The sequence below is a fragment of the Sphingomonas sp. Leaf257 genome (assembly GCF_001422185.1).
Lineage (GTDB): Bacteria > Pseudomonadota > Alphaproteobacteria > Sphingomonadales > Sphingomonadaceae > Sphingomonas > Sphingomonas yabuuchiae.
The window spans coordinates 204,077-228,709 of record NZ_LMMH01000003.1; the positions used below are offsets into that span (position 1 = coordinate 204,077).

General features: G+C 67.1%; 23 protein-coding genes, 2 tRNA genes, 1 riboswitch and 1 other annotated feature. Of the genes, 11 read left to right on the forward strand and 14 right to left on the reverse strand.

The annotated features are described in order from the left end of the window. Nucleotides 1–38: 38 nt before the first annotated feature. Complete coding sequence (locus tag ASF14_RS04865) at nt 39–494, forward strand: DUF3429 domain-containing protein (protein ID WP_082442071.1); 456 nt, start codon at nt 39–41, stop codon at nt 492–494. Nucleotides 495–498: 4 nt separating this feature from the next. Here the strand turns inward: ASF14_RS04865 and ASF14_RS22410 are convergent, their stop codons facing one another. After that, on the reverse strand, nt 499–630 hold the full coding sequence (locus ASF14_RS22410) for a hypothetical protein (protein ID WP_269083238.1): 132 nt from the start codon (nt 628–630) through the stop codon (nt 499–501). Between the two features lie 85 nt (nt 631–715). Here ASF14_RS22410 and ASF14_RS04870 point away from each other — a divergent pair. The 6 genes from ASF14_RS04870 to ASF14_RS04900 all read left to right on the forward strand — a co-directional run bounded on the left by ASF14_RS04870 (nt 716) and on the right by ASF14_RS04900 (nt 8,333). After that, a tRNA-Thr gene (locus ASF14_RS04870) sits at nt 716–790 on the forward strand. A 99-nt stretch (nt 791–889) separates the two neighbouring features. Continuing rightward, nucleotides 890–2,182: a dicarboxylate/amino acid:cation symporter gene (locus ASF14_RS04875; protein ID WP_056432429.1), complete on the forward strand. Its 1,293-nt coding sequence runs from the start codon at nt 890–892 to the stop codon at nt 2,180–2,182. 73 nt (nt 2,183–2,255) lie between these two features. Further along, the gene (locus ASF14_RS04880; protein WP_056432527.1) at nt 2,256–4,382 is read left to right on the forward strand and encodes a transglycosylase domain-containing protein; all 2,127 of its coding nucleotides are present in this window, start codon (nt 2,256–2,258) and stop codon (nt 4,380–4,382) included. 351 nt (nt 4,383–4,733) lie between these two features. Beyond that, nucleotides 4,734–4,789: a sequence feature (sul1 is cis-regulatory element that is thought to sense ions involved in sulfur or methionine metabolism; They are found in Alphaproteobacteria), on the forward strand. A gap of 69 nt (nt 4,790–4,858) precedes the next feature. Further along, a complete protein-coding gene (locus ASF14_RS04890; RefSeq protein WP_056432435.1) occupies nt 4,859–6,340 on the forward strand; it encodes a SulP family inorganic anion transporter in 1,482 nt (493 codons plus the stop codon). Between the two features lie 59 nt (nt 6,341–6,399). Beyond that, nucleotides 6,400–7,416 (forward strand): threonine aldolase family protein, encoded by a 1,017-nt coding sequence (locus tag ASF14_RS04895; RefSeq protein WP_056432438.1) that lies wholly within the window; start codon nt 6,400–6,402, stop codon nt 7,414–7,416. Then, the gene (locus tag ASF14_RS04900; RefSeq protein WP_056432442.1) at nt 7,413–8,333 is read left to right on the forward strand and encodes a DMT family transporter; all 921 of its coding nucleotides are present in this window, start codon (nt 7,413–7,415) and stop codon (nt 8,331–8,333) included. The genes ASF14_RS04895 and ASF14_RS04900 overlap by 4 nt, the downstream gene beginning before the upstream one ends. Here the strand turns inward: ASF14_RS04900 and ASF14_RS20615 are convergent. Together ASF14_RS20615 and ASF14_RS04905 are read right to left on the reverse strand one after the other, a co-directional pair. After that, nucleotides 8,243–9,058: an NAD(P)-dependent oxidoreductase gene (locus ASF14_RS20615; protein ID WP_082442080.1), complete on the reverse strand. Its 816-nt coding sequence runs from the start codon at nt 9,056–9,058 to the stop codon at nt 8,243–8,245. The genes ASF14_RS04900 and ASF14_RS20615 overlap by 91 nt on opposite strands. Before the next feature lie 151 nt (nt 9,059–9,209). After that, the gene (locus tag ASF14_RS04905) at nt 9,210–10,916 is read right to left on the reverse strand and encodes a M28 family metallopeptidase (RefSeq protein ID WP_082442072.1); all 1,707 of its coding nucleotides are present in this window, start codon (nt 10,914–10,916) and stop codon (nt 9,210–9,212) included. A gap of 138 nt (nt 10,917–11,054) precedes the next feature. Between ASF14_RS04905 and pepN the strand changes: the two genes are divergently transcribed. Beyond that, on the forward strand, nt 11,055–13,658 hold the full coding sequence (pepN, locus tag ASF14_RS04910) for an aminopeptidase N (RefSeq protein WP_056432533.1): 2,604 nt from the start codon (nt 11,055–11,057) through the stop codon (nt 13,656–13,658). 126 nt (nt 13,659–13,784) lie between these two features. Here pepN and ASF14_RS04915 read toward each other — a convergent pair whose 3' ends face one another. The 5 genes from ASF14_RS04915 to ASF14_RS04935 form a co-directional block, all read right to left on the reverse strand. Further along, a complete protein-coding gene (locus ASF14_RS04915) occupies nt 13,785–14,711 on the reverse strand; it encodes an alpha/beta hydrolase (RefSeq protein WP_056432445.1) in 927 nt (308 codons plus the stop codon). Nucleotides 14,712–14,900: 189 nt separating this feature from the next. Further along, entirely contained in the window at nt 14,901–15,260 is a 360-nt protein-coding gene (locus ASF14_RS04920; RefSeq protein WP_056432448.1) for a tRNA-binding protein, read from the reverse strand. Continuing rightward, the gene (locus ASF14_RS04925; RefSeq protein ID WP_007405605.1) at nt 15,247–15,918 is read right to left on the reverse strand and encodes a glutathione S-transferase family protein; all 672 of its coding nucleotides are present in this window, start codon (nt 15,916–15,918) and stop codon (nt 15,247–15,249) included. The genes ASF14_RS04920 and ASF14_RS04925 overlap by 14 nt, the downstream gene beginning before the upstream one ends. Before the next feature lie 86 nt (nt 15,919–16,004). Beyond that, a complete protein-coding gene (locus ASF14_RS04930) occupies nt 16,005–17,393 on the reverse strand; it encodes a PepSY domain-containing protein (protein ID WP_236696930.1) in 1,389 nt (462 codons plus the stop codon). Nucleotides 17,394–17,415: 22 nt separating this feature from the next. Further along, nucleotides 17,416–19,545: a TonB-dependent receptor gene (locus ASF14_RS04935; protein ID WP_156361041.1), complete on the reverse strand. Its 2,130-nt coding sequence runs from the start codon at nt 19,543–19,545 to the stop codon at nt 17,416–17,418. A 214-nt stretch (nt 19,546–19,759) separates the two neighbouring features. Then, a riboswitch (cobalamin riboswitch) is annotated at nt 19,760–19,979 on the reverse strand. An 88-nt stretch (nt 19,980–20,067) separates the two neighbouring features. Between ASF14_RS04935 and ASF14_RS04940 the strand changes: the two genes are divergently transcribed. Beyond that, nucleotides 20,068–20,385, forward strand: a complete 318-nt coding sequence (locus tag ASF14_RS04940) for a hypothetical protein (RefSeq protein WP_056432539.1) — start codon at nt 20,068–20,070, stop codon at nt 20,383–20,385. Between the two features lie 88 nt (nt 20,386–20,473). Here ASF14_RS04940 and ASF14_RS20620 read toward each other — a convergent pair whose 3' ends face one another. Genes ASF14_RS20620 through ASF14_RS04955 form a run of 4 tightly spaced genes read right to left on the reverse strand, consistent with a single transcriptional unit; the run spans nt 20,474 to nt 21,461 of the window. Then, on the reverse strand, nt 20,474–20,620 hold the full coding sequence (locus ASF14_RS20620) for an entericidin A/B family lipoprotein (RefSeq protein WP_082442073.1): 147 nt from the start codon (nt 20,618–20,620) through the stop codon (nt 20,474–20,476). Between the two features lie 58 nt (nt 20,621–20,678). Next, a complete protein-coding gene (locus ASF14_RS04945; RefSeq protein WP_056432454.1) occupies nt 20,679–20,861 on the reverse strand; it encodes a hypothetical protein in 183 nt (60 codons plus the stop codon). Then, a complete protein-coding gene (locus ASF14_RS04950) occupies nt 20,858–21,112 on the reverse strand; it encodes a CsbD family protein (protein ID WP_056432457.1) in 255 nt (84 codons plus the stop codon). Before ASF14_RS04950 ends, ASF14_RS04945 begins: the two co-directional genes overlap by 4 nt. 28 nt (nt 21,113–21,140) lie before the next feature. Continuing rightward, complete coding sequence (locus ASF14_RS04955) at nt 21,141–21,461, reverse strand: hypothetical protein (protein WP_042487616.1); 321 nt, start codon at nt 21,459–21,461, stop codon at nt 21,141–21,143. A 324-nt stretch (nt 21,462–21,785) separates the two neighbouring features. Here ASF14_RS04955 and ASF14_RS04960 point away from each other — a divergent pair, with 324 nt between their 5' ends. Further along, on the forward strand, nt 21,786–22,970 hold the full coding sequence (locus ASF14_RS04960) for an alpha/beta hydrolase-fold protein (protein ID WP_056432460.1): 1,185 nt from the start codon (nt 21,786–21,788) through the stop codon (nt 22,968–22,970). A gap of 45 nt (nt 22,971–23,015) precedes the next feature. On the opposite strand, the gene ASF14_RS04965 is transcribed toward ASF14_RS04960, so the two are convergent. Further along, nucleotides 23,016–23,435: a DUF3597 family protein gene (locus ASF14_RS04965; RefSeq protein WP_056432462.1), complete on the reverse strand. Its 420-nt coding sequence runs from the start codon at nt 23,433–23,435 to the stop codon at nt 23,016–23,018. Between the two features lie 152 nt (nt 23,436–23,587). Here ASF14_RS04965 and ASF14_RS04970 point away from each other — a divergent pair, with 152 nt between their 5' ends. Continuing rightward, nucleotides 23,588–24,172, forward strand: a complete 585-nt coding sequence (locus ASF14_RS04970) for a DUF4142 domain-containing protein (protein ID WP_056432465.1) — start codon at nt 23,588–23,590, stop codon at nt 24,170–24,172. A gap of 363 nt (nt 24,173–24,535) precedes the next feature. Here the strand turns inward: ASF14_RS04970 and ASF14_RS04975 are convergent. Beyond that, nucleotides 24,536–24,612 (reverse strand) — tRNA-Met (locus tag ASF14_RS04975). Nucleotides 24,613–24,633 lie beyond the last annotated feature (21 nt).

Here is a 24,633-nt window from a genome sequence, read left to right on the forward strand (position 1 = left end):
GTAGCCACCCCGCAACGCCATGTTTCGGGAATGCTGCGATGAATCACACTCGCCTGCCACGACCACCTTTTGTCCTGGGCGCGGCGGGTGTGCTGCCGCCCCTGGCCTGTGTCGGGCTGACGCTGGTCGATCCGGCGCTGACCCTGCCCGCGACGATCGGCGGCGGGCTCTATGCCGCGCTTATCCTGTCCTTCCTGGGCGGTATGTGGTGGATGGAGGCGCTGCTCCGCCGCGACGATCGGGGCTGGCCCTATCTGGTCGCGGTGCTGCCCAGCCTGATCGGATGGGCATTGTTCTTGCAGCCGCTGCTGGCGGGCGGCTCGATCCGGGTCGCGCTAATCCTGCTGGGTCTGGTCATCATGGTCACGCCGCTGGCCGACCTTCGGGTCGGCGATGCGATGCGGGCCATCGCAGGCTGGGCCAGGCTGCGCTGGGCGTTGTCGCTGGGTCTGGGGAGCCTGACCCTGGTCCTGGGGCTGATCGCCCCCCGCTAAGCGGTCAGGCGGACTCGTCGCGCGGGGCGGGATCGGGCGCACGCCCTTCGTCCTGTTCCCGCGCCCGGGCCTTTCGCCGCTTCAGATTTTCCCGGAGCGCCGCCGCCAGCCGCTCCGCCCGTTCGTCTTTTGCCATGGCTTTTCGCATAATCTGCACAAAGGCCGCTTGACAATGCCCGCCCAATCGTCTCTAGGCGCGCTTCCCGCGGTGAAACGCGAGTGCTGCCGTAGCTCAGTGGTAGAGCGCATCCTTGGTAAGGCTGAGGTCGTGAGTTCAATCCTCACCGGCAGCACCATTCTCCCCCCGCCCCGCAAGGGGCCCGAAATGGGGAGCTTTCTGGCCCCCACGCAAAAGTTGATTGGGATCGTTTCGCCGGCTTGCTAGCTATGGTCGGATGAAATTCCGTTTTTCCTTCGGCGCACAGGTGTTCGTCGGCATGGCCGTGGGCCTGCTGCTCGGCCTGCTCGCCCGGTCGCAGGGCCTGGCCGGATTGGCCGAGGGCCTGCGCATCATCGGCGAGAGCTTCGTCCAGCTGCTCAAGGTGCTGGTCGTGCCGCTGGTGTTCACCGCCATCGTGGCGTCGATCGCGGCACTGCGCGACCTGAACAATGCCGCGCGGCTGGTCGCCGCCACCTTCATCTGGTTCGCGATCACCGCGCTGATCGCCGTCACCATCGGCCTGACGCTGGGCACCGTGCTACAACCCGGCCTGCATGCGGGCGTCGCGCCGGGCAGCGCCGTGCGGCCGGATACGGCAGGGTCATGGCTCGACTTCCTGCGCGGGCTGATCCCGTCCAACATCCTGGGCCTGTCCGCCTCGACGAGCGCGGGTGACAATGGCGCGCTGAAGACCGGGCTGTCGTTCAACATCCTGCAGATCATCGTCATGGCGGTCGCGATCGGCGTCGCGGCGGTGCGGGTCGGCGACAAGGGCGAGAGCTTCCTGTCGTTCAACGCCTCCGCGCTCGCCATCTTCCGGCGCATCCTGTCCTGGGTGATCCGGCTGACCCCGCTCGGCTCGGGCGCGCTGCTGGGCAATGCGATCGTACGCTATGGGTGGCAGTCGCTGTCCGCGCTCGGCAGCTTTGCGCTGGCCGTCTATATCGGGCTCGGCCTCGTGCTGTTCGTGGTCTATCCGCTCCTGCTGCTCGCCAATGGCATGTCGCCCAAGCGCTTTTACGCCGCCGCCTGGCCCGCCATCCAGCTGGGCTTCGTGTCGCGCTCCTCGATCGCCACCCTGCCGGTGACCGAAGACGCCGTGGAGCGGCGACTGGGCGTGCCGCGCGCCTATTCGGCCTTTGCGGTGCCCTTTGCCGCGACCACCAAGATGGACGGATGCGCCGCCATCTATCCGGCGATCTCGGCGCTGTTCGTCGCGCAATATTACGGCCTGCCGCTGCACGCGGGCGATTATGTGCTGATCGTGCTGGTGTCGGTGCTGGGCTCGGCGGCGACGGCGGGGCTGACCGGGGCAGTCGTCATGCTGACGCTGACCCTGTCGACGCTGGGCCTGCCGCTAGAGGGGGCCGGGCTGTTGCTGGCGATCGATCCGATCCTCGACATGGGCCGCACCGCGATCAACGTGGCGGGCCAGGCTCTGGTCCCCACCATCGTCGCGCACCGGGCGGGCCTCATCACCGACACGCCCCCGGCGGAGCGCTTGCCGGAGGTGCCGCAAACAGGGTAAACGCGTGCATGAGCTTGCGCGCGGTGTTCTGGTCGAGTAATACACGCGAGTGGCCGACCACCGGAACCCTGTGATGCGCCCCGACCCGTTCAATCCCGATCGTACCCCCCTGGACCGTCCTTACGAGCCGGTGGGGCCCCATTATCCGCTCTATGATGCGGAGACGCAGAGCTGGACCTTCGGCCCCGATGAAGACGATGCGTCCCCCGAGCGGCCGCGTCGCAACATCCGCTGGGGCCGCTGGATCGCGCGCGCCATGGCGGCGGGCATCATCCTGCTGGTCATCGCCATCGCCTGGCTGGCCGTCACCGCGCCGCTGTCGCGCTCGCTCCAGCCGCCGACGCCGCCCTCGATCACGCTGACCGCCGATGACGGCACGCCGATCGCGCGGCGCGGGGCGATCATCGGCGCGCCCGTCGATGCGGCCAAGCTGCCCGCCCATGTGCGCGAGGCGTTCATGGCGATCGAGGACCGGCGTTTCTATTCGCACTGGGGCGTCGATCCGCGCGGCATCCTGCGCGCGGCCTGGCACAATGTCGGATCGGGCGGCGTGCGCGAAGGCGGATCGACCATCACCCAGCAGCTGGCGAAGAATGCCTTTCTCGATTCCGACCGGACGGCGGGGCGCAAGATCCGCGAGGCGATGATCGCCTTCTGGCTGGAGGCGTGGCTGACCAAGGACGAGATCCTGTCGCGCTATCTGTCCAACGTCTATTTCGGCGACAATGTGTACGGCATCACCGCCGCGTCGAAGCATTATTTCGGCCGCACGCCGGACAAGCTGAACATCGGCCAGGCGGCGATGCTGGCCGGGCTGGTCAAGGCGCCGTCGCGCCTCGCCCCCACCACCAACCTCAAGGGCGCGCGCGCCCGGCAGGCGGTCGTCGTCGCGGCGATGGAGGATGCGGGCTTCCTGACCAAGGCGGAGGCCGATGCCGTCCAGCCGCAGCGTGTCCTCGCCTCGCGGCCCGAAACGCTGCCCAGCGGCACCTATTTCGCCGACTGGGTGCTGCCCGAGGCGCGCGACCAGGCGGGCGAGATCAAGACCGAGGCGACCGTCCAGACGACGCTCAATCCCCGGCTGCAACGGATCGCCGAGCGTACGGTGCGCAGCGCCGGGCTGAACCAAGCGCAGGTCGCCTTGATCGCGATGCGCCCCGATGGCCGCGTCGTCGCGATGGTCGGCGGCAAGGATTATTCCAAGAGCCCGTTCAACCGCGCGACCCAGGCGCGCCGCCAGCCGGGTTCGGCGTTCAAGCTGTTCGTCTATCTGGCGGCCTTGCGCTCCGGCATGACCCCGGACTCGACCATCGAGGACGAGCCGGTCGATATCGCCGGGTGGAAGCCGCGCAACAGCGACGGGCGCTATCTGGGCAAGATCACGCTGCGTCAGGCCTTTGCGCGCTCGTCCAACGTGGCCGCCGCCCGGCTGACCCAGGCGGTCGGCGTGAAGTCGGTCATCAAGGCGGCGCGCGATCTGGGGATCACCACGCCGATCCCGAACGAGGCGACCATCGGCCTCGGCACCTCGACCGTCAGCCTGCTCGAGCTGACTGCAGCCTATGCCGCGGTCGCCAATGAAAGCTATCCGGTCGCCGCGCGCGGCCTGAACGACGTCAAGGACAAGGGCTGGTATCAGTCGCTGACCGAGCGCAAGACGGGCTTCGCCTCATCGGTGCATGACGGGATGCTCGACCTTCTGTCCTCCTCGATCAAGACGGGCACGGGGCGGCAGGCGCTGCTGACCGTCGATGCCTATGGCAAGACCGGCACGACGCAGGATTCGCGCGATGCGCTGTTCGTCGGCTTCGCGCGCGACCTGGTGGTCGGCGTGTGGGTCGGCAATGACGACAACACGCCCAATCCCGGCCTGTCGGGCGGCGGCGTGCCCGCCCGCATCTGGCGCGCCTTCATGCAGTCGGCGCTCGACATCCCGCCGGTCGCCGCCCCCGTCGTGCAGGAAGAGGTCGATCCCGACGCCATCTCCAATGGCATGGACGACGGCATGATGCCCGGTGGCCCCGACATGATGCCGGGTTCCGCCGATCCGGTCGGCGAGATCATGCAGGGCCTGGGCATCGACCTGCGCACGGGCGATGACGGTTCGATCACCGTCGGCCCCGGCCGCCGCCGCCCCGACCGCGCCGGTCCCCCGCCGGAGGATCGCCGCCCGCCCGACGAGCGCGACGAAGAGGAATAACACACGCTTTGGTCTTTGCGTGTTCGCGCGAAGACGCGATGGCACGAAGAAATTCGGTTCGCGCAGAGGCGCGGAGGACGCAGAGAGACAATCGACATTCCTCCCCTGCAAGGGGAGGTGGCAGGCCGCAGGCCTGACGGAGGGGTGTACCACTTGTTAGGTGAGACCACGCTCACGCCTGGTGACACCCCTCCACCATCCTACGGATGGTCCCCCTCCCCTTGCAGGGGAGGAATTGAGAGCAGATCACTATCATGCTCTCTGCGTCCTCCGCGCCTCTGCGCGAACCAAACCATGAGACGGAAGGGCTTGCCCTGTCCGCCCCTTCGCCGTTAAACGCGCGGTCATTCGCAAGGACCCGGTGAAATTCCGGGTGGCTATTCCGGCCGCCGATCCGCCGGACAACAGAATGCATGGCCCTATCCCCGCTCCTGCCGTCAGGACGCGCGCCGCCATGCGCGACATTCTGGTATTTCATGACTGTTCAAACCTATCGAACCCAATGGTTCTCCGGCCTGGGAGACGCACGCCGTGACGTGCTCGCCGGGCTGGTCGTCGCCCTCGCGCTGATCCCCGAGGCGATCGGCTTTTCGATCATTTCGGGCGTCGATCCGCGCGTCGGACTCTATGCCTCGGTCGCGATTGCGATCGTCATTTCCTTTACCGGCGGGCGGCCCGCGATGATCTCCGCCGCGACCGCCGCCGTCGCGGTCGTCGTCACGCCGCTGGTCCGCGAGCATGGCGTCGATTACCTGTTTGCCGCGACCATCCTGATGGGCCTGATCCAGATCGCCGCGGGGCTGCTGCGCCTCGACCTCGTGATGCAGTTCGTCTCGCGCTCGGTCATCACGGGCTTCGTCAACGCGCTCGCCATCCTGATCTTCATGGCGCAGCTGCCGCAACTGACCGGCGTGACGTGGCACAGCTACGCGATGGTCGCCGCCGGGCTTGCCATCATCTATCTGTTGCCGCGCGTGACCAAGGCGGTCCCCTCGCCGCTGGTCGCGATCCTGGTGCTGGCGGGGATCAGCATCGCCATGGGCCTGCCGGTGCGCACGGTCGGCGATATGGGACGGCTGCCCGAGGGACTGCCCAGCCTAACGCTGCCCAATGTGCCGCTGACCTGGGAGACGCTGCGCATCATCCTGCCCTATTCGCTGACCATGGCCGCGGTCGGCCTGCTCGAATCGCTGCTGACCGCGCAGATCGTCGACGACATGACCGACACCGACAGCGACAAGCGCCGCGAGTGCATGGGACAGGGCGGCGCCAATATCGCCGCCGCGCTGGTCGGCGGCATGGGCGGTTGCGCGATGATCGGCCAGTCGGTGATCAACGTCACCTCGGGCGGGCGCAAGCGGTTGTCGACGCTAACCGCCGGGGTCGTCTTGCTGATCCTGCTTGCCGGGCTTGGTCCCTTTGTGGGGCGGATCCCGATGCCCGCGCTGGTCGCCGTCATGGTGATGGTGTCGATCGGGACGTTCAGCTGGAACTCGATTCCGAACCTGCGCCGCCATCCGCCGACCTCCTCGGTGGTCATGCTGGTCACGGTCGCGGTGGTCGTCCTGACTCATGACCTGGCCAAGGGTGTGGCGGCGGGCGTGCTGCTGTCGGGTATCTTCTTTGCCGGAAAGGTCCGCCGCCTGTTCGCGGTCGAGCGGATCGAGACGGGTGAGGCGGTGCGCTACCGCGTGACCGGCCAGATTTTCTTCGCCTCGGTCGATCGCTTCACCCGCGCTTTCCAGGCGGAGCCGGGCCGCGATGTCGTGATCGACGTGTCGGCGGCGCATTTCTGGGATATTTCGGGTGTGGGCGCGCTCGACAAGATCGTCGCCCGGCTTCGCCGCGACGGAGCCGGTGTCGAGGTGATCGGCTATAACCAGGCGAGCGCCGATCTGGTCGACCGCTTCGCGTTGCACGACAAGACGGGCGTCGAGCTGGGCCTCGCGCCGCATTGAGGCACCATATGGGGGAGCGGTGTTGACCTGTTCCGCCGCCTCCCCCAAACGCCGGAGCCATGCGCTTCTTCTCGGACAATGCCGCCCGTATCCATCCCAAGGTGATGGAGGCCATCGTCGCCGCCGACCAGATGGACGCCGCCTATGACGGCGACCGCTGGTCCAAGGCGCTGGACGGACGGCTGTCCGAGCTGTTCGGCACCGAGGTAGAGGTGTTGTGGGTGCCCACCGGCACCGCCGCCAACTGCCTGGCGCTGGCCGCGCTGTGCCCGCCTTATGGCGGCGTGGTGTGCCACCGCGATTCGCATATCCAGAATGACGAGGGCGGCGCGCCCGAATTCTACACGCATGGCGCCAAGCTGATGCTCGCCGATGGCGACGGGGCCAAGCTGACCCCCGATACGATCCAGTCGGTGATCGACGCCATCGCCAATGACGTCCACCGGGTCCAGCCGCATGCGATCTCGATCACCAACGCCACCGAATATGGCCGGGTGTACAACCCCGACGAGGTGGCCGCGATCGGCGCATTGGCGAAGGAGCGGGGCCTGGGCTTCCACATGGACGGCGCGCGGTTCGCCAATGCCGTCGCCCGCCTCGGCTGCACGCCCGCCGCACTGACCTGGCAGTCGGGGGTGGACGCGCTGTCCTTCGGCTTCGTCAAGAACGGCGCGATGAGTGCCGAGGCCTTGGTCTTCTTCAAGCCCGGTTTGGCCGACACCACCCGCCGCCGCCGCAAGCGCGCAGGCCTGCTGATGTCCAAGGGCCGCTATCTCGCCGCGCAAGTGCTCTCGATGGTCGAGAACGACCTGTGGATCGCCAACGGCGCGCTCGCCAATGCCTGTGCCGAGCGACTGGCGGGCGCGGCCGGGAACCGGCTGGTCTATCCGGTCGAGGCGAACGAGGTCTTCCTGCGCGCCACGCCGGAGGAAGCCGCCCGCCTGCGCGCACAGGGCTTCGACTTTTACGACTGGGCGGACGGGGAAATCCGCCTCGTCACCGCCTGGGACACGGACGGCCAGCATGTCGCGCGCCTCGCCGACGCGATCGCCGCCCTGGATAAGAGCATGACATGAGCGAGTTCGACACCGCCCCCCGCTCGACCCGCGCCGCCGTCCTGATCCCCTTTGCGATCGTCACGCTGATCTGGGGATCGACCTGGCTGGTCATCCGCGACCAGATCTCGGTCGTCCCCGCCACCTGGTCGGTCAGCTATCGATTCCTGGTCGGCGGGCTCGCCATGGGGGCCTTCGCGCTGGCCCGGCGGGAGAGTTTCCGCCTCGGCACCACCGGCCTCCTGTTCGCCGCCGGGATCGGGCTGTTCCAGTTCGTCCTGAATTTCAACTTCGTCTATCATGCCGAAGGCTACATCACCTCCGGGCTGGTCGCGGTGATCTTCGCGATGCTGCTGATCCCCAATGCGGGGTTCGCGCGCCTTTTCCTGGGACAGCGCATGGGGCGGCAGCTGCTGTTCGGCTCCGCCATCGCGATGGCGGGGGCGGCGCTGCTGTTCGTGCACGAGGCGCGGGTCGACCCGGCGGGACCGGCGCGCGCGCTGACCGGCATCGCGCTGACCATCGTGGCCATCCTGTCCGCCTCCACGGCGAACGTCATGCAGGCGACCAAGACCGCCAAGCGTTTCCCGATGCACGCGACCTTGAGCGTCGCGATGCTGATCGGATCGGCGCTGGATGCGATCATCGCCTATAGCCTGAACGGCCCGCCGGTGTTCGAGATGCGCACCGGTTATGTGCTGGGCATCCTCTATCTCGGGCTGTTCGCCTCGGCGCTGGCCTTTCCGCTCTATTACCGGGTGCTGCGTGCGATCGGCCCGGCCAAGGCGGCCTATTCCAGCGTGATCGTGCCGGTCATCGCGATGAGCCTGTCGACGGTGTTCGAGGGTTATCGCTGGTCGCTGCTGGCGGGCGCGGGCGCGGCGGTGACGGCGGTCGGGCTGGTCATCGCGCTCAAGGCGCGCAGGCCCAACCGGTAATCGGGATAAAGCGGGCGCCAGTTCAGCACCCGCTTGGCCTTGCCGTTGGCCACCCGCCGGTTCTCGGCATAGAAGCCCCGCGCCGCCGCCGACAGGCTCTCCAGCGGCACGAGCGGCGGCGGCGCCAGCCCCGCCAGTTCGGCGGCATAGGCGACGACCGCATCCTGGTCGCACGGGAAATCGTCGGACAGGTTATAGGCCCCCGCAGGCCCGTCGAACCCGGCGATCACGCCCGATACGATGTCGGCGATATGCACCCGGCTGAACACCTGTCCGGGCAGCCCGACCCGGTGCGCGCGACCGGCACGAACCCGGTCGATCGGCGAGCGGCCGGGGCCATAGATGCCGGGCAGTCGGAACACCCGTGCACCCAGGCCCTGCCAGTCCGCATCCGCCGCCGCCCGCGCGGCACGCCGCCCCGAGCCGATGGGGGCGGTCTCGTCCACCCAGGCGCCGCCGGTGTCGCCATACACGCCGGTCGAAGAGAGATAGCCGATCCACGCGTCCGACTTTGCGAGTTGCGCGCCATAGGCGAGCAGCACCGGGTCCGCTTCGTCCACGGGGGGCACGGAGGACAGGATATGCGTGGCGGCGGCGACCTGCGCCTCCACGCCGTCACGGTCGTCGAAACGGATCGTGCCGCCGCGCCCGTCGCGGGTCGTGCCCATGACGGACCAGCCCCGCCCCTCCAGCAAGGCGGCCAAGTGACCGGCGGCATAGCCCATGCCGAAGACGAAGAGACGACCGACCAAACTCAAACCTCCGTTCGTGCTGAGCGAAGTCGAAGCACACGGACCGGCAGTTCCGCATAGCCTTCGACTTCGCTCGGGCGGAACGGTTGGGGGGCGGCTTGGCTGCAAGACGCCTCCCCGCCCCTCACTTCGCCGCCATCGGCCCCTTGTAGAGCGTGCCGAAATAATCGCCCTTGTTCCATACCGGCCGCTCTGGCGCGTCGGCGATCTCGCGGGCGATGGCGTAATTGACGCTGACGAAGCGCGGTCCCTGGCTCCAGTCGATGCCCTGGTCGATCTCGTCGCCGACACGGTGATAGCGGTGGCTCATGAAATCCTCGACCGCCGCCTTGCCCGGCCCCTTCTGGCCCGGCCACAGGAAGACCGAGGGGATGCCCTTCTGCACGAAGCGGAAATGGTCGGAGCGGACGAAGATGCCTTCCTCCGGCATCGGATCGGGCGAGACGGGCAGGTCCATCGCCCCCACCGCCTTGCGCACGATCGGCCCCAGCGTCGAGCGGTCCGCCCCGAACACCACCATATCCTCGAACTTATAGGTCAGGATCGGCATGTCGAGATTGACGTCGGCGACGATCGACTTGAGCGGCACGGTCGGGTGGTTGGCGAAATAGTCGGAGCCGACCAGCCCCTTTTCCTCCGCCGTCACCGCCAGGAACATAACGGTCCGCTTGGGCGCGGCGGCGGCCTTGAAGCGCTTGGCCTCCTCGATCAGGCTGGCGATGCCGATGGCGTTGTCGAGCGCGCCATTGTTGATCCGATCGCCCTCGCCGCCCTCATTGGTGCCGATATGGTCGAGATGCGCGGACAGGACGACGACCTCGTCCTTCAGCTTCGGGTCGCTGCCGGGGATCAGGCCGATGACGTTGCTGCTGTCCATCGGCTTGAAGCTGGTCTTGGACGCGACCGTCAACTGGCCCTTGGCGGTCAGCGGCTTATAGCCGGGCTTGGGGGTGGCGGCGGCCTTCACCACTACGTCCCAGCCCTTGCCGAACAGCTTGGCCGCGCCCGTTTGCGACAGGGTGCCCAGCACCGGGATCGTCGGCGTCATCGCATGGGCGGTGCCGTCCGGGTTCGCCCAGGTGACGCGCGGCGCGTTGTAATAGCGGGCCAGCGAGGCGAAGGGTCGTTGCCGCCCCCCGGCGCGCGGCATGTCGATTTGGATCGCGCCGACCGCGCCGCGCGCCGCCGCCAGCGAGGCCTTGTTCGCCGCCGATCCGAAAAAGGCGCGCTCCTCACCGCCCAGCCCCTCGGGCGTGCCGGGGACGAAGGCGACGATCTTGCCGCGCACATCGACACCCTTGTAATCGGTCAGGCCATATTGTGCCGCATCAATGCCGTAACCGACAAAGACGACCGGCGCCGACAGGCTGGTTTCCTTCGCATTGGGCACGGGCGAGGGCACGAAGTCCTCGCCGAAGACCAGTTCCTGCGCCTGGCCGCCCGCCGGGGTCCACATGGCGCTGCCCTTGTCGGCGACATTATAAGCGACCAACGGCACCTTTTGCAGATAGCCGCCCTGGTCGCCGCCCGGCCGCAGCCCCGCCGCATAGAATTGCGCGGCGACATATTGCGCGGCGATGTCATAGTCGCGGGTCCCCGCCTCGCGTCCGGCCATCGCGTCCGACGCCAGGAACATGACGTGCGCCTTCATTGCGGCCTGATCCTCGGGCAGGGCGGCGGTAATGACGGCATTGCATTCGGCCGGGCTGCGCTGCGCCTTCGCCTCGACCGGCGCGGTGCTAGCGGCTTGATAATGCAGGTGATCGTGATCATGCGCGATCGCGGCGGTGGACAGGAGAAGCAGCGGCAGCAGAGCCGTCGAACGCGACATGCAGGACCTTTCGGGGAAATGGTGTGGCACAGGCGTATCACGCCATCTGGGCCGATCAACCCCGGCCATGACGCACTGTCCCGGTTTTTCATGGCCAGCCCGGTGGCCGCAGCGGGTGCGCGCGGCTATATTCCCGTCATGGACATTCAGCGCAGCGCCGCCCAGCCCAGCATCACCCCCGCCGCCATCCGGCGCGAGGATTACAGCCCCCCCGCCTGGGAGGTGCCGCAGATCGCGCTGGACTTCGCGCTGGACCCCGCCGACACCCGCGTCCACGCCGCGCTGACCGTCACGCGCAGCGGCCCGCATGACGAACCCCTGCGGCTCGACGGTGCCGGGCAGACGCCGCTGTCGGTCAAGGTCGATGGCGTTGCGGTCAACGACTGGCGGATCGAGGGCGAGCAGCTGGTCGTGCCGCTCACCGGCGATTCCCATGTCGTCGAGACCGAGGTGTCGATCGCGCCCGAAAGCAACACCCAATTGATGGGTCTCTATGCCTCGGGCGGCAATCTCTGCACCCAGTGCGAGGCGGAAGGGTTTCGCCGCATCACCTGGTTCCCCGACCGGCCCGATGTGCTGAGCGTCTACCGCGTGCGGATGACGGCGGATCAGGCGCGCTACCCGGTGCTGCTCGCCAATGGCGATCCGGTGACCCAGGGCGAGAATGGCGACGGCACGCATTGGGCCGAGTGGCACGACCCCTTCCCCAAGCCCTCCTATCTGTTCGCGCTGGTGGCGGGCGATCTGGCGGTCAACGCCTCGACCTTCACCACGATGAGCGGACGCGAGGTGCGCTTAGGCATCTGGGTGCGCGCGGCCGACATCGCCAAGACCGACCATGCGCTCCACGCGCTGAAGCTGTCGATGGCGTGGGACGAGCGCGTCTATGGCCGCGAGTACGATCTCGACGTGTTCAACATCGTCGCGGTCGACGATTTCAACTTTGGCGCGATGGAGAATAAGGGGCTGAACATCTTCAACAGCCGCTACATCCTGGCCGACCCCGACACCGCGACCGATTACGATTATGACGCGATCGCCGCCGTCGTCGCGCATGAATATTTCCACAACTGGTCGGGCAACCGGATCACCTGCCGCGACTGGTTCCAGCTTTCCCTGAAGGAAGGCTTCACCGTCTATCGCGACCAGTGTTTCTCCGCCGACCAGGGATCGGCCGCGGTCAAGCGGATCGAGGATGTGCGCGGCCTGCGCGCCAGCCAGTTCCCGGAGGATTCCGGCCCGCTCGCGCATCCGGTGCGCCCGGAAAGCTATATCGAGATCAGCAATTTCTACACGGCGACCATCTATAACAAGGGCGCCGAGCTGATCCGCATGATGGCGACCATGTTGGGGCCGGTGAAGTTCCGCGCCGCCACCGACCTGTATTTCCACCGCTTCGACGGCACGGCCGCCACCTGCGAGGATTTCGTCGCCTGCATGGAGGAAGCGGGCGGCATCGATCTGTCGCAATTCCGCCTCTGGTATTCTCAGGCGGGCACGCCGCGTGTCTCGGCGGGCCTGTCCCACGAACCCGGCGGGGGCCGCGCCGAGCTGCGCCTCGCCCAGCATGTCCCCGCCACGCCGGGGCAGACCATGAAGCAGCCGATGCTGCTGCCGCTCAAGGTCCGTTTGTTCGGCGCGGAGACCGGCCGGCCGCTGACCGACGAGACGCTGGTCCTGCTCGACCAGGTGGCCGAGACGATCGTGTTCGAGGCCATCACCGAGCGTCCCGTCCTGTCGATCAATCGCGGCTTTTCCGCCCCCATCGTGGTCGAGAGCGACCGGACGGCCGAGGACCTGGCCTTCCTGTCGGCGCATGACGACGATCCCTTCGCCCGGTACGAGGCGATGCAGCAGCTGATGCTCGACACGCTGGTCGCGGGCACGATCCATGGCGAGATGAAGGGCCAGGCGGTGATCGACGCCGTCACCCGTACGCTGGAGGCCGAGGGGCTGGAAACCGCCTTCCTCGCCGAGGCGGTGCTGTTGCCGTCGGAGAATTTCATCGGCGACCAGCTCGCCACCGTCGACCCGGACGCGATCCATGCCGCGCGCGAGGCGCTGCGCACGCAACTGGGCCAGGCGCTGCTGCCGACCTGGCGGCGGCTTTATGCCGAGCTGGCGCAGGGTTCTTACGTCTATTCGCCCGAGGCCAAGGGGCGGCGGCGCCTGCGTAATGTCGCGCTCGGCTATATCGCGGCCAGCGGTGCGGAAGACGCCGCCGCGCTGGCCTTCGCGCAGTTCGAGGCGGCCGACAATATGACCGACCGGCAGGCGGCGCTGACCACGCTGGTCAATTCCGACGCGCCCGAGCGCGAAGAGGCGCTGGCGCGTTTCCATGCGCGCTATGCCGGTAACGGGCTGGTCCTCGACAAATGGTTCCAGACCCAGGCGCTGTCGTCCCGCAGCGACACCGGCGCGGTGGTCGAGCGGCTGGTCCGGCATCCCGACTTCACGCTCGCCAACCCCAATCGGGCACGGGCGGTGCTGGGGGCGTTCGGGGTGAACCAGCGCGCGTTCAACGCCGCCGACGGTTCGGGCTATCGCTTCCTGTCCGAGCAGTTGATCGCGCTCGACCGGCTCAACCCGCAGACCGCCGCCAAGCTGCTGCCGCCGCTCGGCCGCTGGCGCCGGTTCGACGCCAAGCGCTCGGCCCTGATGCGCGCCGAGCTGGTGCGGATCGTCGAGACGCCGGGCCTGTCGAAGGATCTGTTCGAGCAGGCGTCCAAGAGCATCGATTGATCCTCCCCGGCACGGGGAGGGGGACCGCCCGCAGGGCGGTGGAGGGGGCTTTCCTCGTAGGAACGTCCTTGCGGCACTCCCCCTCCACCATGCTGCGCATGGTCCCCCTCCCCTTTCAGGGGAGGATTATTCGGCCTTCAAAAACCCTTCCATCACGATCCAGCGATAAAAGGCGTCGAACCAGCCGGTGCTGGTCGTCTTCTTCGGATACATGCCAAAGCCGTGGCCGCCCTGGCCGTAGAGATGGAACTCGACCGGCTTCTTCGCGGCCATCCACTGGTCGATCAGACCGAAGCCTTTGCCCGCGAACAGCGGATCGTCGGCGGCGATCGCGGCGAACATCGGCGGCGCGTCGGCGGGCACCGTCATCGGCTGGAGCGGGCCATAGATGTCGCCGATAAAGGCGGGCTTGGCCTGTCCGTCGAGGACGGTCGCGACGGTCAGCATCGCACCCGCCGAAAAGCCGACCATGCCGATGCGGGTCGGATCGACCTTCCACTCGCCCGCCCGCTGGCGGACCAGTGCGAAGGCGGCGCGGGAATCGGCGATCTGGGGCGCAAGGCCCTTCAACGCCTCCTCCGGGTTCGGCCGCGCGGCGGGGCGCGCTACGCTGGAGAACATTGCGGCCATCGACTTTTCGAACTCGCCCATATCCGCAGGTGTCTGGTTCAGCCGATATTTCAGGACGAACGCCGCGATACCGCGATCGGCCAGCGCCTTGGCCACGTCCCAGCCTTCATTCTGCATCGACAGGGTACGGAAACCGCCGCCGGGCGCGACGATGACGGCGGCACCGGTCGCCTTGGCGGGATCGGGCAGGAAGGGAGTGAGCGTCGCCTCCGTCACGTTGCGGGCAAACACGCTGTTATACTGGCTGTGCCAGCTTTCCTTTTTCTTCGCACCCGGCAACGGTCCGGTGTTCAGCGGAATGGCGGTCGGCTGTGCGGGTATGGCGATCGGGGCCATCTTGTCGGCCTGCGCCATGGCGGGTGCCGCCACCGAGAGCGTTAGCAAAGCGGCCAGCGCATGGCCGGCCCAGCGTTTGGACTTCATATCCCCTCCTATCCTCCGTGGGTTATGTCCCTACGGTCGGACGGGGATGGTACGCTTCGCGGCGTAGGGCGCAAGGGGTAATGTTAAGGCTAACAAGGAAGCGTGGCCTTCGACTTCGCTCAGCCTGAACGGCTTTTGTTTCCCCAACCTCCGTTCAGCCTGAGCGAAGTCGAAGGCCAAGGAAAACCCTCAGAACAACCGCCCCCCATTGGGTACAGGCAAATCCGGCGCGATCAGCACCACCTGCCCCTCCGCATCGGGAAAGCCCAGGGTCAACACCTCGGACATCATCGGCCCGATCTGGCGCGGCGGAAAATTGACCACCGCCGCCACCTGCCGCCCCACCAGGGTCTCCGGCGTATAATGCCGCGTGATCTGCGCCGAGGAGCGCTTTACGCCGATCACATCGCCGAAATCGATGGTCAGCTTGATGGCGGGCTTGCGCGCTTCGGGGAAAGGTTCGGCGGCGATGACGGTGCCGACACGGATGTCGACCGCCAGGAAATCCTCGATCCCGATACGGGTGGCGGGGGCGTCAGAAGTCGACATTGTCGTAATGCGACGGCGGGGTGACCATTTCCATCCGCTCGGACAGCAGCGGGCGGAAGGAGGGGCGGCTCTTCAGCCCGCGATACCAACGCGCGGTCTGTTCATGCCCCTTCCAGTCGATGCCGCCCAGATAATCGGCGACCGAAATCTGCGCCGCCGCCGCCAGATCGGCGAGACTCATCGTCGCCCCGCCCAACCAGTTGCGATGGTCGAGCAGATAATCGGTATAGTCGAGATGGCCGACCGCCGCCTTCATCGCCTCGCGCAGGCCCTTGGCATCGGGGCTTCCGGTGCGTGCGACGCGCTTGACCATACGTTCGTGGAGCAAGGGGCCGGTCACGTCCTGATAGAAATGCGTGTCGAACCACGTCACCAGCCGCCGGATCTCGGCGCGGCCGACGGCGGTGCCGTTGATCATTGCCGACTTCTCGACCGTTTCCTCGAAAAACTCGCTGATCGCCATCGAGTCGACCAGCAGCACGCCGCGTTCCTCGTCGACCATCACCGGGGTCTGCCCGGCGGGGTTCATGTCGAGAAACTCGTCGCGCCGCTGCCACGGCGACTCGCGCACCAACTCGTATCCGACGCCCTTCTCACCCAGCAACAGCCGGACCTTGCGGGAAAAGGGACAGAGCGGGAATTGGTAGAGTTGCCACATGCCGCCCACTTAAGCGGGCGGGACGCACGACGCCAACCCCGATGGCGCGCTTTTCACCCTTTCCCACGCGCAGGGCGGCGCTTTCATCATTTTCCGCGCGCCGGGCGACGCAGGCGCCGCTGCCCAAGCACGACCCCGCTGATCGACAGGACCAGGCCGGCCAGCGACCAGAGCCACATCCAGCCGGTCCAGACCCAGTAATGCGCCGTCAACCAAGGCCAATCCCAGGTGTGGAGCAGCGTATAGACCCAGCGATAGGCGCGCCGCGTGCCGTCCTGCCGCTCGACCAGCGCGCCGCTGACGGGATCGATATAGAGCCAGGTCGCCGCCGCATCGTCGAACCGCAACCGCCAGAGCGGCAGCCGTGTTGCGTCGGTCCAATAGAAGTCGGGTCGCGCCAGCCACTCGCGCGCCACCCGCCGTCCGCCGGGCACCAGCATCGCCGCGCGCAACGGATCGACGGCCCGGGCGGGGGTCAGCGTCGCCTGCTCCAGCCAGTGCGGATGCGGCGACGCGCGATCGATCGCGATCCGCGCGAACCCCGCGTCCCCGCTCCACTCGACGGTGCGCGCATCCGGTGCGATCCGGGCCAGCCGGTTCAGGTCGCGCGGCCGCCCCGCCCGCCCGGCATAGGCCCGCATCGCCGCCACAGGCGCCTCGCCCCCGGCAAAGGCGTGCCCCGGATCGACCGACAGCCAGCCGCTGACGATCCAGGTCGTCAGCATCGCAGCCCCCGCCAGCCCGCTGACATGGTGCCAGAGCATCCAGCCGCGATAGGGCGTCATCCGCCCACCCCGATAGCGCCGCCGCCCCACCCGCAGTCGCAATATGCCGATCCACAGGCCGGTCAGTGCGACCGCGATGCACGGGCCCGCCACCCACATCACCGCCTGCCGCCAAGTCTCCCGGTCGCGACGCAACACGGTCGGGTAGATCCAGTGCGGCACCGAGCCCAGCCAGTTCCAGAACCGCTGGCCCCGCGTCGTCCGCTGCACCGGCTGGCCGGTCAGGCCGGAGATATAGAGTTCGGTCCCAGCCGCATCGGCCAGCGCGACCTTCCACAAAGGGCGATGCCGGTCGAAGCCGTTCGCCACCGTCCATTGGTCGTCCACGATCCGCTCGACCTGGCGAACCGGCCCCGCAAACCGGGTGGCGACGCGTGCGGCGAGTGCGGCATCGACGGGAGCGACCGCTCCGCCGTCCCCTGACAGGATGCGGGTGTCGCCATCGCGGCTCTCGATCCGCCAGACCGGTGCGGCGTCGCGCATCTCCAGCGTGATCCGCCGGGCGTCGGGCGCCACGGGCGCTCGGACGACCCGCTCCCAGTCGATCGGTTGCGCGCCCTTCCAGCTCTCCGCCGGTTTGAGCGACGGATAGGGCACATAGAGCATCACCAGCCCGCTGGCGAACCACATGGCGAAGAACAGGCAGGTGACGATCCCGACCCAGCGATGGGTGAGGAAGGCGAGCCGCAAGCCCGCCTTCCCCCAGGACCGGTCAGAATCCCGCACGGACGCCGATGTCCAGCGCGCGCGGGCGACCCAATATCCATTGCTGGTCGCCGTACGCCGTCACCGCATAGGGTTTGTCGAACAGGTTATAGACACGGACATCGACCGCCAGATGCGGCGTCAGCGCATAGGACAAGGTCGTGTCCACCGTCGCATAGCCGGGGATGCGGAACGCCTCCCCATTGTCCGAAAAACGCCGCCCGACATAACGCAGCCCGGCGCGCGCCTGCAGCTTCGCCGAAGCATCCCAGCGCAGCCAGAGATTGGCCAGAGCCTCGGGCACGTTCGGCGGGGTGCGGCCGCTATAATCCACGCCGCCGGAGCGAAAATCGTCGAACCGCGCATCAAGCAGCGTGCCGTTTGCGTCGATCCCGAAGCCCTGCGGCAGATCGAGCGTCACCGCCGCCTCGACGCCCTGCGACGATCGCTGCCCGACCTGCTCGACGGGGCTCGCCAGCGTGCGCTGGGCGAGAAGCCCGGTCTTGACGATGCGATAGGCCGCCAGCGTGGCGGTGCCATGTCCGTTCGCGAACAGCCACTTGGCCCCCGCTTCGACCTGGTTTCCGCGCGCGTTGCTATACTGCACCTGCCCGGTCGATACGGTGGTCAGGGTGCCCAACGGATCGACGCCGGTGGCATATTGCGCATAGAGCGACAGGGTCGGCACCGGTTGATAGACCAGCCCCGCGCGCCACGTCGCGTTGCGGAACGTCTTTTCCAGCACGAAGCGATCCGGCGTGGCGACGGTCCAGCGACGGACATTGTCCACCTCGTAACGGACGCCGCCGACCACCGACCATTTCGGGCCGAGCGTCACCCGATCTTCGGCAAACACCGCCAGCGCGGTGGTGCGGGTGCGGTAGCGCGGGGCGATTCCCTGCGTATCGAGGAAACGGCCGGGATCGAAGGCGAAGGGATCGACCGCATCGACCTGCTCGACCGAGCCGAAGTCGTTCTCATGGGTGAAGCGGACCAGATTGGCGTCCACCCCGACGACCAGCGCGTTGGCGATGCCCGGCGCGAGTCCCGTGCGCCACGTCACGCTGGCTTGATCGCCCCATTGGGTCAGGTCGTGGCGGATGCCGTAATTGCTGCTTCGGCGGATCGTGGCCGGAATGCCCGTCGATCCGTCCGCGCACGCGCCGCTCGCACCGACCCAGCAATAATTCTCCAGGTTACGCCAGAAACGGTCGCTGGTCAGGACATAAGCGATGTTGGACAGACTGACCGCATTGCTCGGCGTCCAGTCGACCCGGATCGAGGCGCGGTCGTCGCGGAACCGCATCCGCCCGTCGCCGACATTATAGTTGCGGTCCCGCACCCGAAGGTCGAGCCGCCCGTCGATCAGCGGGGTGCCGAAATAGGTCATGGGCCGCTGGTCGCCATGATCGCCGCGCACCGTCACCGCCAGTGTGGAGGACGGCGTCCAGCGCAGCGTCCCCGACAGCGCAACACTGTCCGAACGCCCCCGATCGACATAGCCGTCCGACCGGCGATAGCTGGCATCCACGCGGTAGCCGAGCGTCGGGGTCAGCGGCCCGCCCAGCCCGGCGGCGGCGCGGAAACTGTCCTGCCCGCCATAGCCGATCTCGGCCTGGCCATGGGTCTGGGCGGTGGGCGCACGCATCACGACATTGACCGCGCCGCCCAGCGCGCCCTGCCCGTAAAGGACCGAGGCAGGGCCGCCCAGCACATCGATCCGCTCCACCATCCAGGGATCGGTCGGAAAGGTGATCGTCCCCGCCGCCGGGAACAACCGCACGCCGTCGACCAGTTGCAGCACCGATCCCTGCCCCGAAAAGCCGCGCGCGGCCAGCGCGGTGCCGCCATTTCCGGGATTGGCGACGCTCGACAGGCCGGGCGCACGCGTCTCCGCCTCGACGATCGACACATCGCCGCGCGCGCGGATCGTACCGCCATCGAGCGAGGCGATGCTGGCGGGCGTCTCCAGCGGTGTCAGGCCCAGGCGGCTGCCGGTCGCATTGGGTGTGTCGAGCGCCTGTTTCTCCCGCGTGCCGATCACCAGCACGGTGGCGTCACCCCCCTGCTCCTCGGCCTTTTGCGCCCTTGCCTGCGCCGCCCCCAGCAGAAGCGCCGCGCCACTCCACAGGACCATAGGAGCCTGTCCGAATATGTTACGATATATCATTTCAAAGCCCATAGCGTCTTGTCGCGAACAAGCCGAGGCCTTGCCGCCCGATTTCGGGCAGCCAGGTGCCCTGCGTGCGGCACGCCGTTTTCCGCATTCCACAGGGCCACCCATGCGCCTCCGCCACTTATGGCGTCGCTCGTCGGAACAGACCTAGCCTCGACCATCCCCTGGACCGGGCATGAGCGACCTGACGCCGGCAGGTCTCCTGGCTCACGGGTCGTCGCGGACGGATGCGCCTTCCCAGGTTGCCCCAGTGGCTGGATCGCGCCCATGGCCGATCCGTGCATCGCCGCTCACCGCTTACAGTTGCAGGGACAGCCGCGGATTCGGAGCCAGGCCCCTCACCGTGTTCCCTTTTAATCTCCCTTGTCGGGAGAACCGGCGCGATCATATCGCCGGATCATTCCGGCCCCGTATCGCTACGCGGCGGCGATGGAGGGCGTCAAGCGGGATGAGGTCGCGGCGTCCTTGCGCTATGGCGGCGGCATGGCACGCAGGAACCGTTATCTGATCGCGACGATGCCCGATGGCTATGTGAAGACGATCGGCCCGACATCGCAGCCCTTCACCCATTATTGGCGGATCGTCGCCGATCTGGGCGGGGGCAGGACAGAAGTCTTCTGGGGCCATGCCAAGTCGCGCAAGGCGGCGATGGCGAACGATGCCGCCATGGCGGAAGCGGTGCGGCAGCGCGGCTGGGTCGGGTATCGCTTCGAGGTCGTCGAACTGGTCGAGGCGGATGCGCCACCCGAAACCATGAAGAAACCCTCCCCCGGTAGGGGAGGTGGCAGGGCGAAGGCCTGACGGAGGGGTGTCACCCTCTCGAGAGCAGGACACCCCTCCCCCATCCTGCAGATGGTCCTCCCCCCTGCAGGGGAGGAATGGTCGGAATTTACCTCTTGGGCTTGTCCTGGCCCGAGGCGTCGGACACCGCCGCACCGGCCGAACGCAGGTCGCGGCCCGCGCCGTTCACGGTGTTGCAGGCCGACAGGGTCAGGACGGCGAATAGGGTAGCACCCAGAGCGATCTTCTTGGTCATGACGATCTCCTCGAAAAGGGGGTGCGGCGGGCCCGGTACGCCGGCCCGCCGCGGGTACTCAGCGCAGACGACGGCGGCCGGCCGCCGTTGCGCCAAAGGCGTAGGCACCGGCGCCGACCAGCAGCGCGAGCACCAGGAGGAACGAGGTGTTGGCACCGGCCCCGGCGGCAGCGGCGGCCTGCTTGGCCTTGGCGACCGCTTCGTTCTTGGTCTGAACGAATTCGGCCTTGGCCTGATTCACCTGGGCCTGGGCGCGACGCGCGGCCGCGACCGACCCCGCTCGCGTGCTTCCTCGATCAGGCTGGGGGTGGCATCCGCCACCTCGCCCGCGACCGACTGGTCACGACCGAACAGATGCTCGGCGCTGCCGGCGACCTGATCGGTGACGCCTTCCACCTTCCAGTCGCGGCTGTCGACCGCATCGCCGATCGTCTTTTCCACCTTGCCACCGAAATGGCGCGCATTGCCGTGCAGTTCATGCGTGCTCATCATTCGTTTCCGAAAATGCAAGGAAAGGGCGTCAGGGAGCCACGCCGCAGGTGGCGGCGGCCTTGCCGACTTCCAGTGCGATCTTCGGGTCCTTGATCTCGCCCGCGACCCGGATCAGATCGCCTGCGGTCAGCTGGCCGGGATTGGGATCGTCACGGCGATAGGCCGCGGCGGCATTGCCCAATTGTTGCAGTTGCCCCAGCGACAGGTTGCGTTCCAGCCGCTGGCCGACACAGGTCGAACGCTGGCTGTCCAGGCCATAGCGCTCCAGCCCGGTGGCGATCCGCGTCGAGGGCGGGGTGCACGCCACCGCGACGAGCGCGATGCCGATACTTGCGAGGATTTTGGCCACCCGGTTGCTCCCATGCGACCGGCGGCGAAATGCGACCGATCTGGCCGGGTACAACTTATGATAATTTAAGCCGTTCCTGGTATTTTTTGCGGGAATGGTTGGTAGTCTTCTACCAGTTTCGAGCCGCTGGTCGGCATATGCGCCGGGATGCCAGCACCATCACGCCATTGATGAACGCGGCAGCACCGCAAAGGATTTCATCGACAAGCCTCTGTCTTAACGACGTTTTTTGCCAAACCGCCTTGTGTGATCCGGCCATAAACGGCACCTTCCCCTCTCCGATATGGTCGAAATGAACCAACGGATGACGAGGGAGGATGATCGATGAAGATCCTGTTGGCGGCCGCCTTAACGGTGACGATGGCCGCGTCCATGGCCCCTGCTCAGACCACGCCCCAGACCGCCCCACCGGCGGTGATCGAGGATTTCCGCCCCTCGTCGCTCAACCAGCCTGGCCAGTCCTATCCGCAGGTCAATTCGCAGGGCTATGCCCGTTTCCGCATCACCGCCCCCGATGCCAAGGCGGTGAAGGTCAGCCTGGGTCTGGGCGGACGCGGCGGCACCGTCCTGACCAAAGGCCCCGACGGCAGTTGGACGGGAACGTCGGAAGGCCCGCTCGACGAGGGATTTCATTATTACCATCTGACGGTCGATGGCGGCACCTTCAACGATCCGGGGACGCTGAACTTCTATGGCTCGACCCGCTGGGAAAGCGGCATTGAGATTCCGGCGCATGACGCGGATTTCTATGCGCTGAAGGATGTGCCGCATGGCCGGGTCGAACAGATTCTGTTCCCGTCGCCCAGCACCGGCACGTCGCGACGCGCCTTTATCTACACCCCGCCCGGCTATGACCGGAACACGCGCGATCGTTATCCGGTGCTGTATCTTCAGCATGGTTGGGGCGAGGACGAAACCGCCTGGTCCAACCAGGGCCATGCCAACCTCATCATGGACAATCTAATCGCGGCCGGAAAGACGCGGCCGTTCCTGATCGTCATGACCTATGGCATGACCAACACCATTCGCCCCGGCGCGCCCGGCGGTCTGGCGAGTTTCGACATCCGCCCCTTCCAGACCGTGCTGCTGGACGAGTTGATTCCCTATGTCGACGGGCATTACCGCACCCTGTCCGACCAGCGCCACCGCGCCATGGCCGGGCTCTCGATGGGCGGCTTCGAGACGAAGCTGATCGCGCCCAGGCACCTCGACCGTTTCGCCTATATCGGTCTGCTCAGCGGCGGCACCATGTCGCCGGAGGATGTGAAGGTCACGCCGGGCTATCGCGACAAGGTGAAACTCACCTTTGTCAGCTTCGGCAGCCGCGAACTGGAGGGAGGGCGCAGCGGTCCGCCCGGTGGCCCACGCAGCGATCCCCGCGCCAATGCTGCCGCCCTGACGGCTGCCGGGATCAGGAATGTCTTCTACGTATCGGAGGGCACTGGGCACGAGTTCCAGACGTGGCGGCGCAGTCTTCAGGCAATGGCGCCGCTGCTGTTCCGGGATTGAGGTGATGGGGCGGCGGTCATGCGGACCGCCGCCCCTTCCGGCTCGTCAGTTCCGCAGGCTGTCGGGCACGATCCCGCCATTTTCGGCGAGCTTGGCCATCACCGCCTTGTGAAGCGCGATATTCTGCTCGGCCGAGCCGTCCTCGGCGGCATGCACGCCCAGTTCATTGGCCAGTTCCTTACGCGCCGACAAACTCGAATCCAGGTCGAGCAGCTTCAGGAGATCGACGATCGAGCTCTGGTAATTGCCCCCGCCGCCCTTCATCGACGCCATTTCCGACAGAACCGCACCGACATCCACATTCTGCGGCGCCGGGGTCGGGGCCGCGACGGGGGCCGGGGTCGGGGCGGGTGCAGCGGCCGGTGCGGGTTGTGCCTGGACCGGGGCGGGTGACGGTGCAGGCGCGGCTTCGGCCCTGCTGCCATGGTGGAATATCTTGTTCAGGATATTGCCGAAAATGCTCATCGGGTGGTTCCTTCGCTGATCGGATGCGACGATGCCCGCTCTAACGACGCAAGCGCCTTGCGGGTCCGCTCCTTCAACGAGATGGCCTCTGCGGGAACGTCATGGCCCGACAGACGCTTAGACAGCATCTGTCGTCATTTCAGGGGTTTGCCATGACCATTCGTTCGACCTTCATTGCGACCACCGCCTTGCTTGCACTGGCGGCCTGTGGCCAGAAGCAGGACAATTCGTCGACCTACACGACGAATAGCGCCGATACGTATAACCAGGCAGATGCGTCCGCCCCCGCCCCGGCACAAACCCCTGCCACAAGCGCGGCGCAGAGCTTCGTGAACACCGCCGCGGCCAGCGACGCCTTCGAGATCGAGACGTCCAGGCTCGCGCTCACCAATGGCGCCTCGGCCTCGGTGAAGTCCTATGCCCAGAAGATGATCGACGCCCATACCGGCTCGACCGCCAAGCTGAAGACGCTGACCGGCGGGATGAACCCGGCAATGATGCCCGATGCGACGCTGAATGCGCAGCAGCAGGCGACGCTGGACCAGTTGAAGTCGCTTAAGGGAACGGCCTTTGACGCGGCGTACATCGCTGCGCAGACGTCTGGGCATCAGCAGACGCTGGATGCGCTGAGGGGGTATGCGACGACGGGCGACGTACCGGCGCTGAAGAGCTTTGCGAGCGAGCTGGTCCCGACGGTGACGGCGCATCTGAACATGGCGAAGGGCCTGAAGGCTTAAGGCCGTTCAGGCGGCGGCTTCATCGAGCAGCGGATAGGCCGGAGGGAGGGACGTGGCGATGGTCACGTCCCTCCCTTTTCGCATGGACAAAGGGAGGCGTAACGACGCGCATGAGCGTCGCCATTGGGCGCGAGGGTTTTCGGACACAGTCCTGCCCGACGGGCGGCGTTTTCCCTTGCCTCCGTTCAGCCTGAGCGAAGTGGAAGGCCAGGGGTACAGGGTTGTTGCGGGGCTTTAAGATACGCCGGGCGCCATGCTGGATACTGCTATGGGTTCGCGGGCAAGCAGCGGGTGCGATGTCGGTGGCGTGGTCCCTAAACGCCGACGCCGCCCGTGGGGGCGGCGTGTCGGGTTCTATAGCGTTGGTTGCGGGGGCAGGATTTGAACCTGCGGCCTTCAGGTTATGAGCCTGACGAGCTACCGGGCTGCTCCACCCCGCGACGCTGTGGAAGGTGGTGAGA

Excerpts from the sequence above, each read along its gene's own strand:
- ASF14_RS04895 (WP_056432438.1), top strand. The coding sequence starts at position 6,400 with ATGCGCTTCTTCTCGGACAATGCCGCCCGTATCCATCCCAAGGTGATG.
- ASF14_RS22410 (WP_269083238.1), bottom strand. The coding sequence starts at position 630 with ATGGCAAAAGACGAACGGGCGGAGCGGCTGGCGGCGGCGCTCCGGGAA.
- ASF14_RS04865 (WP_082442071.1), top strand. The coding sequence starts at position 39 with ATGAATCACACTCGCCTGCCACGACCACCTTTTGTCCTGGGCGCGGCG.
- ASF14_RS04965 (WP_056432462.1), bottom strand. The coding sequence starts at position 23,435 with ATGAGCATTTTCGGCAATATCCTGAACAAGATATTCCACCATGGCAGC.
- ASF14_RS04940 (WP_056432539.1), top strand. The coding sequence starts at position 20,068 with ATGGCACGCAGGAACCGTTATCTGATCGCGACGATGCCCGATGGCTAT.
- ASF14_RS20615 (WP_082442080.1), bottom strand. The coding sequence starts at position 9,058 with ATGGGCTATGCCGCCGGTCACTTGGCCGCCTTGCTGGAGGGGCGGGGC.
- ASF14_RS04970 (WP_056432465.1), top strand. The coding sequence starts at position 23,588 with ATGACCATTCGTTCGACCTTCATTGCGACCACCGCCTTGCTTGCACTG.
- ASF14_RS04900 (WP_056432442.1), top strand. The coding sequence starts at position 7,413 with ATGAGCGAGTTCGACACCGCCCCCCGCTCGACCCGCGCCGCCGTCCTG.
- ASF14_RS04880 (WP_056432527.1), top strand. The coding sequence starts at position 2,256 with ATGCGCCCCGACCCGTTCAATCCCGATCGTACCCCCCTGGACCGTCCT.
- ASF14_RS04960 (WP_056432460.1), top strand. The coding sequence starts at position 21,786 with ATGAAGATCCTGTTGGCGGCCGCCTTAACGGTGACGATGGCCGCGTCC.
- ASF14_RS04915 (WP_056432445.1), bottom strand. The coding sequence starts at position 14,711 with ATGAAGTCCAAACGCTGGGCCGGCCATGCGCTGGCCGCTTTGCTAACG.
- ASF14_RS20620 (WP_082442073.1), bottom strand. The coding sequence starts at position 20,620 with ATGACCAAGAAGATCGCTCTGGGTGCTACCCTATTCGCCGTCCTGACC.
- ASF14_RS04875 (WP_056432429.1), top strand. The coding sequence starts at position 890 with ATGAAATTCCGTTTTTCCTTCGGCGCACAGGTGTTCGTCGGCATGGCC.
- ASF14_RS04950 (WP_056432457.1), bottom strand. The coding sequence starts at position 21,112 with ATGATGAGCACGCATGAACTGCACGGCAATGCGCGCCATTTCGGTGGC.
- ASF14_RS04925 (WP_007405605.1), bottom strand. The coding sequence starts at position 15,918 with ATGTGGCAACTCTACCAATTCCCGCTCTGTCCCTTTTCCCGCAAGGTC.
- ASF14_RS04905 (WP_082442072.1), bottom strand. The coding sequence starts at position 10,916 with ATGTCGCGTTCGACGGCTCTGCTGCCGCTGCTTCTCCTGTCCACCGCC.
- ASF14_RS04890 (WP_056432435.1), top strand. The coding sequence starts at position 4,859 with ATGACTGTTCAAACCTATCGAACCCAATGGTTCTCCGGCCTGGGAGAC.
- ASF14_RS04935 (WP_156361041.1), bottom strand. The coding sequence starts at position 19,545 with ATGGTCCTGTGGAGTGGCGCGGCGCTTCTGCTGGGGGCGGCGCAGGCA.
- pepN (WP_056432533.1), top strand. The coding sequence starts at position 11,055 with ATGGACATTCAGCGCAGCGCCGCCCAGCCCAGCATCACCCCCGCCGCC.
- ASF14_RS04920 (WP_056432448.1), bottom strand. The coding sequence starts at position 15,260 with ATGTCGACTTCTGACGCCCCCGCCACCCGTATCGGGATCGAGGATTTC.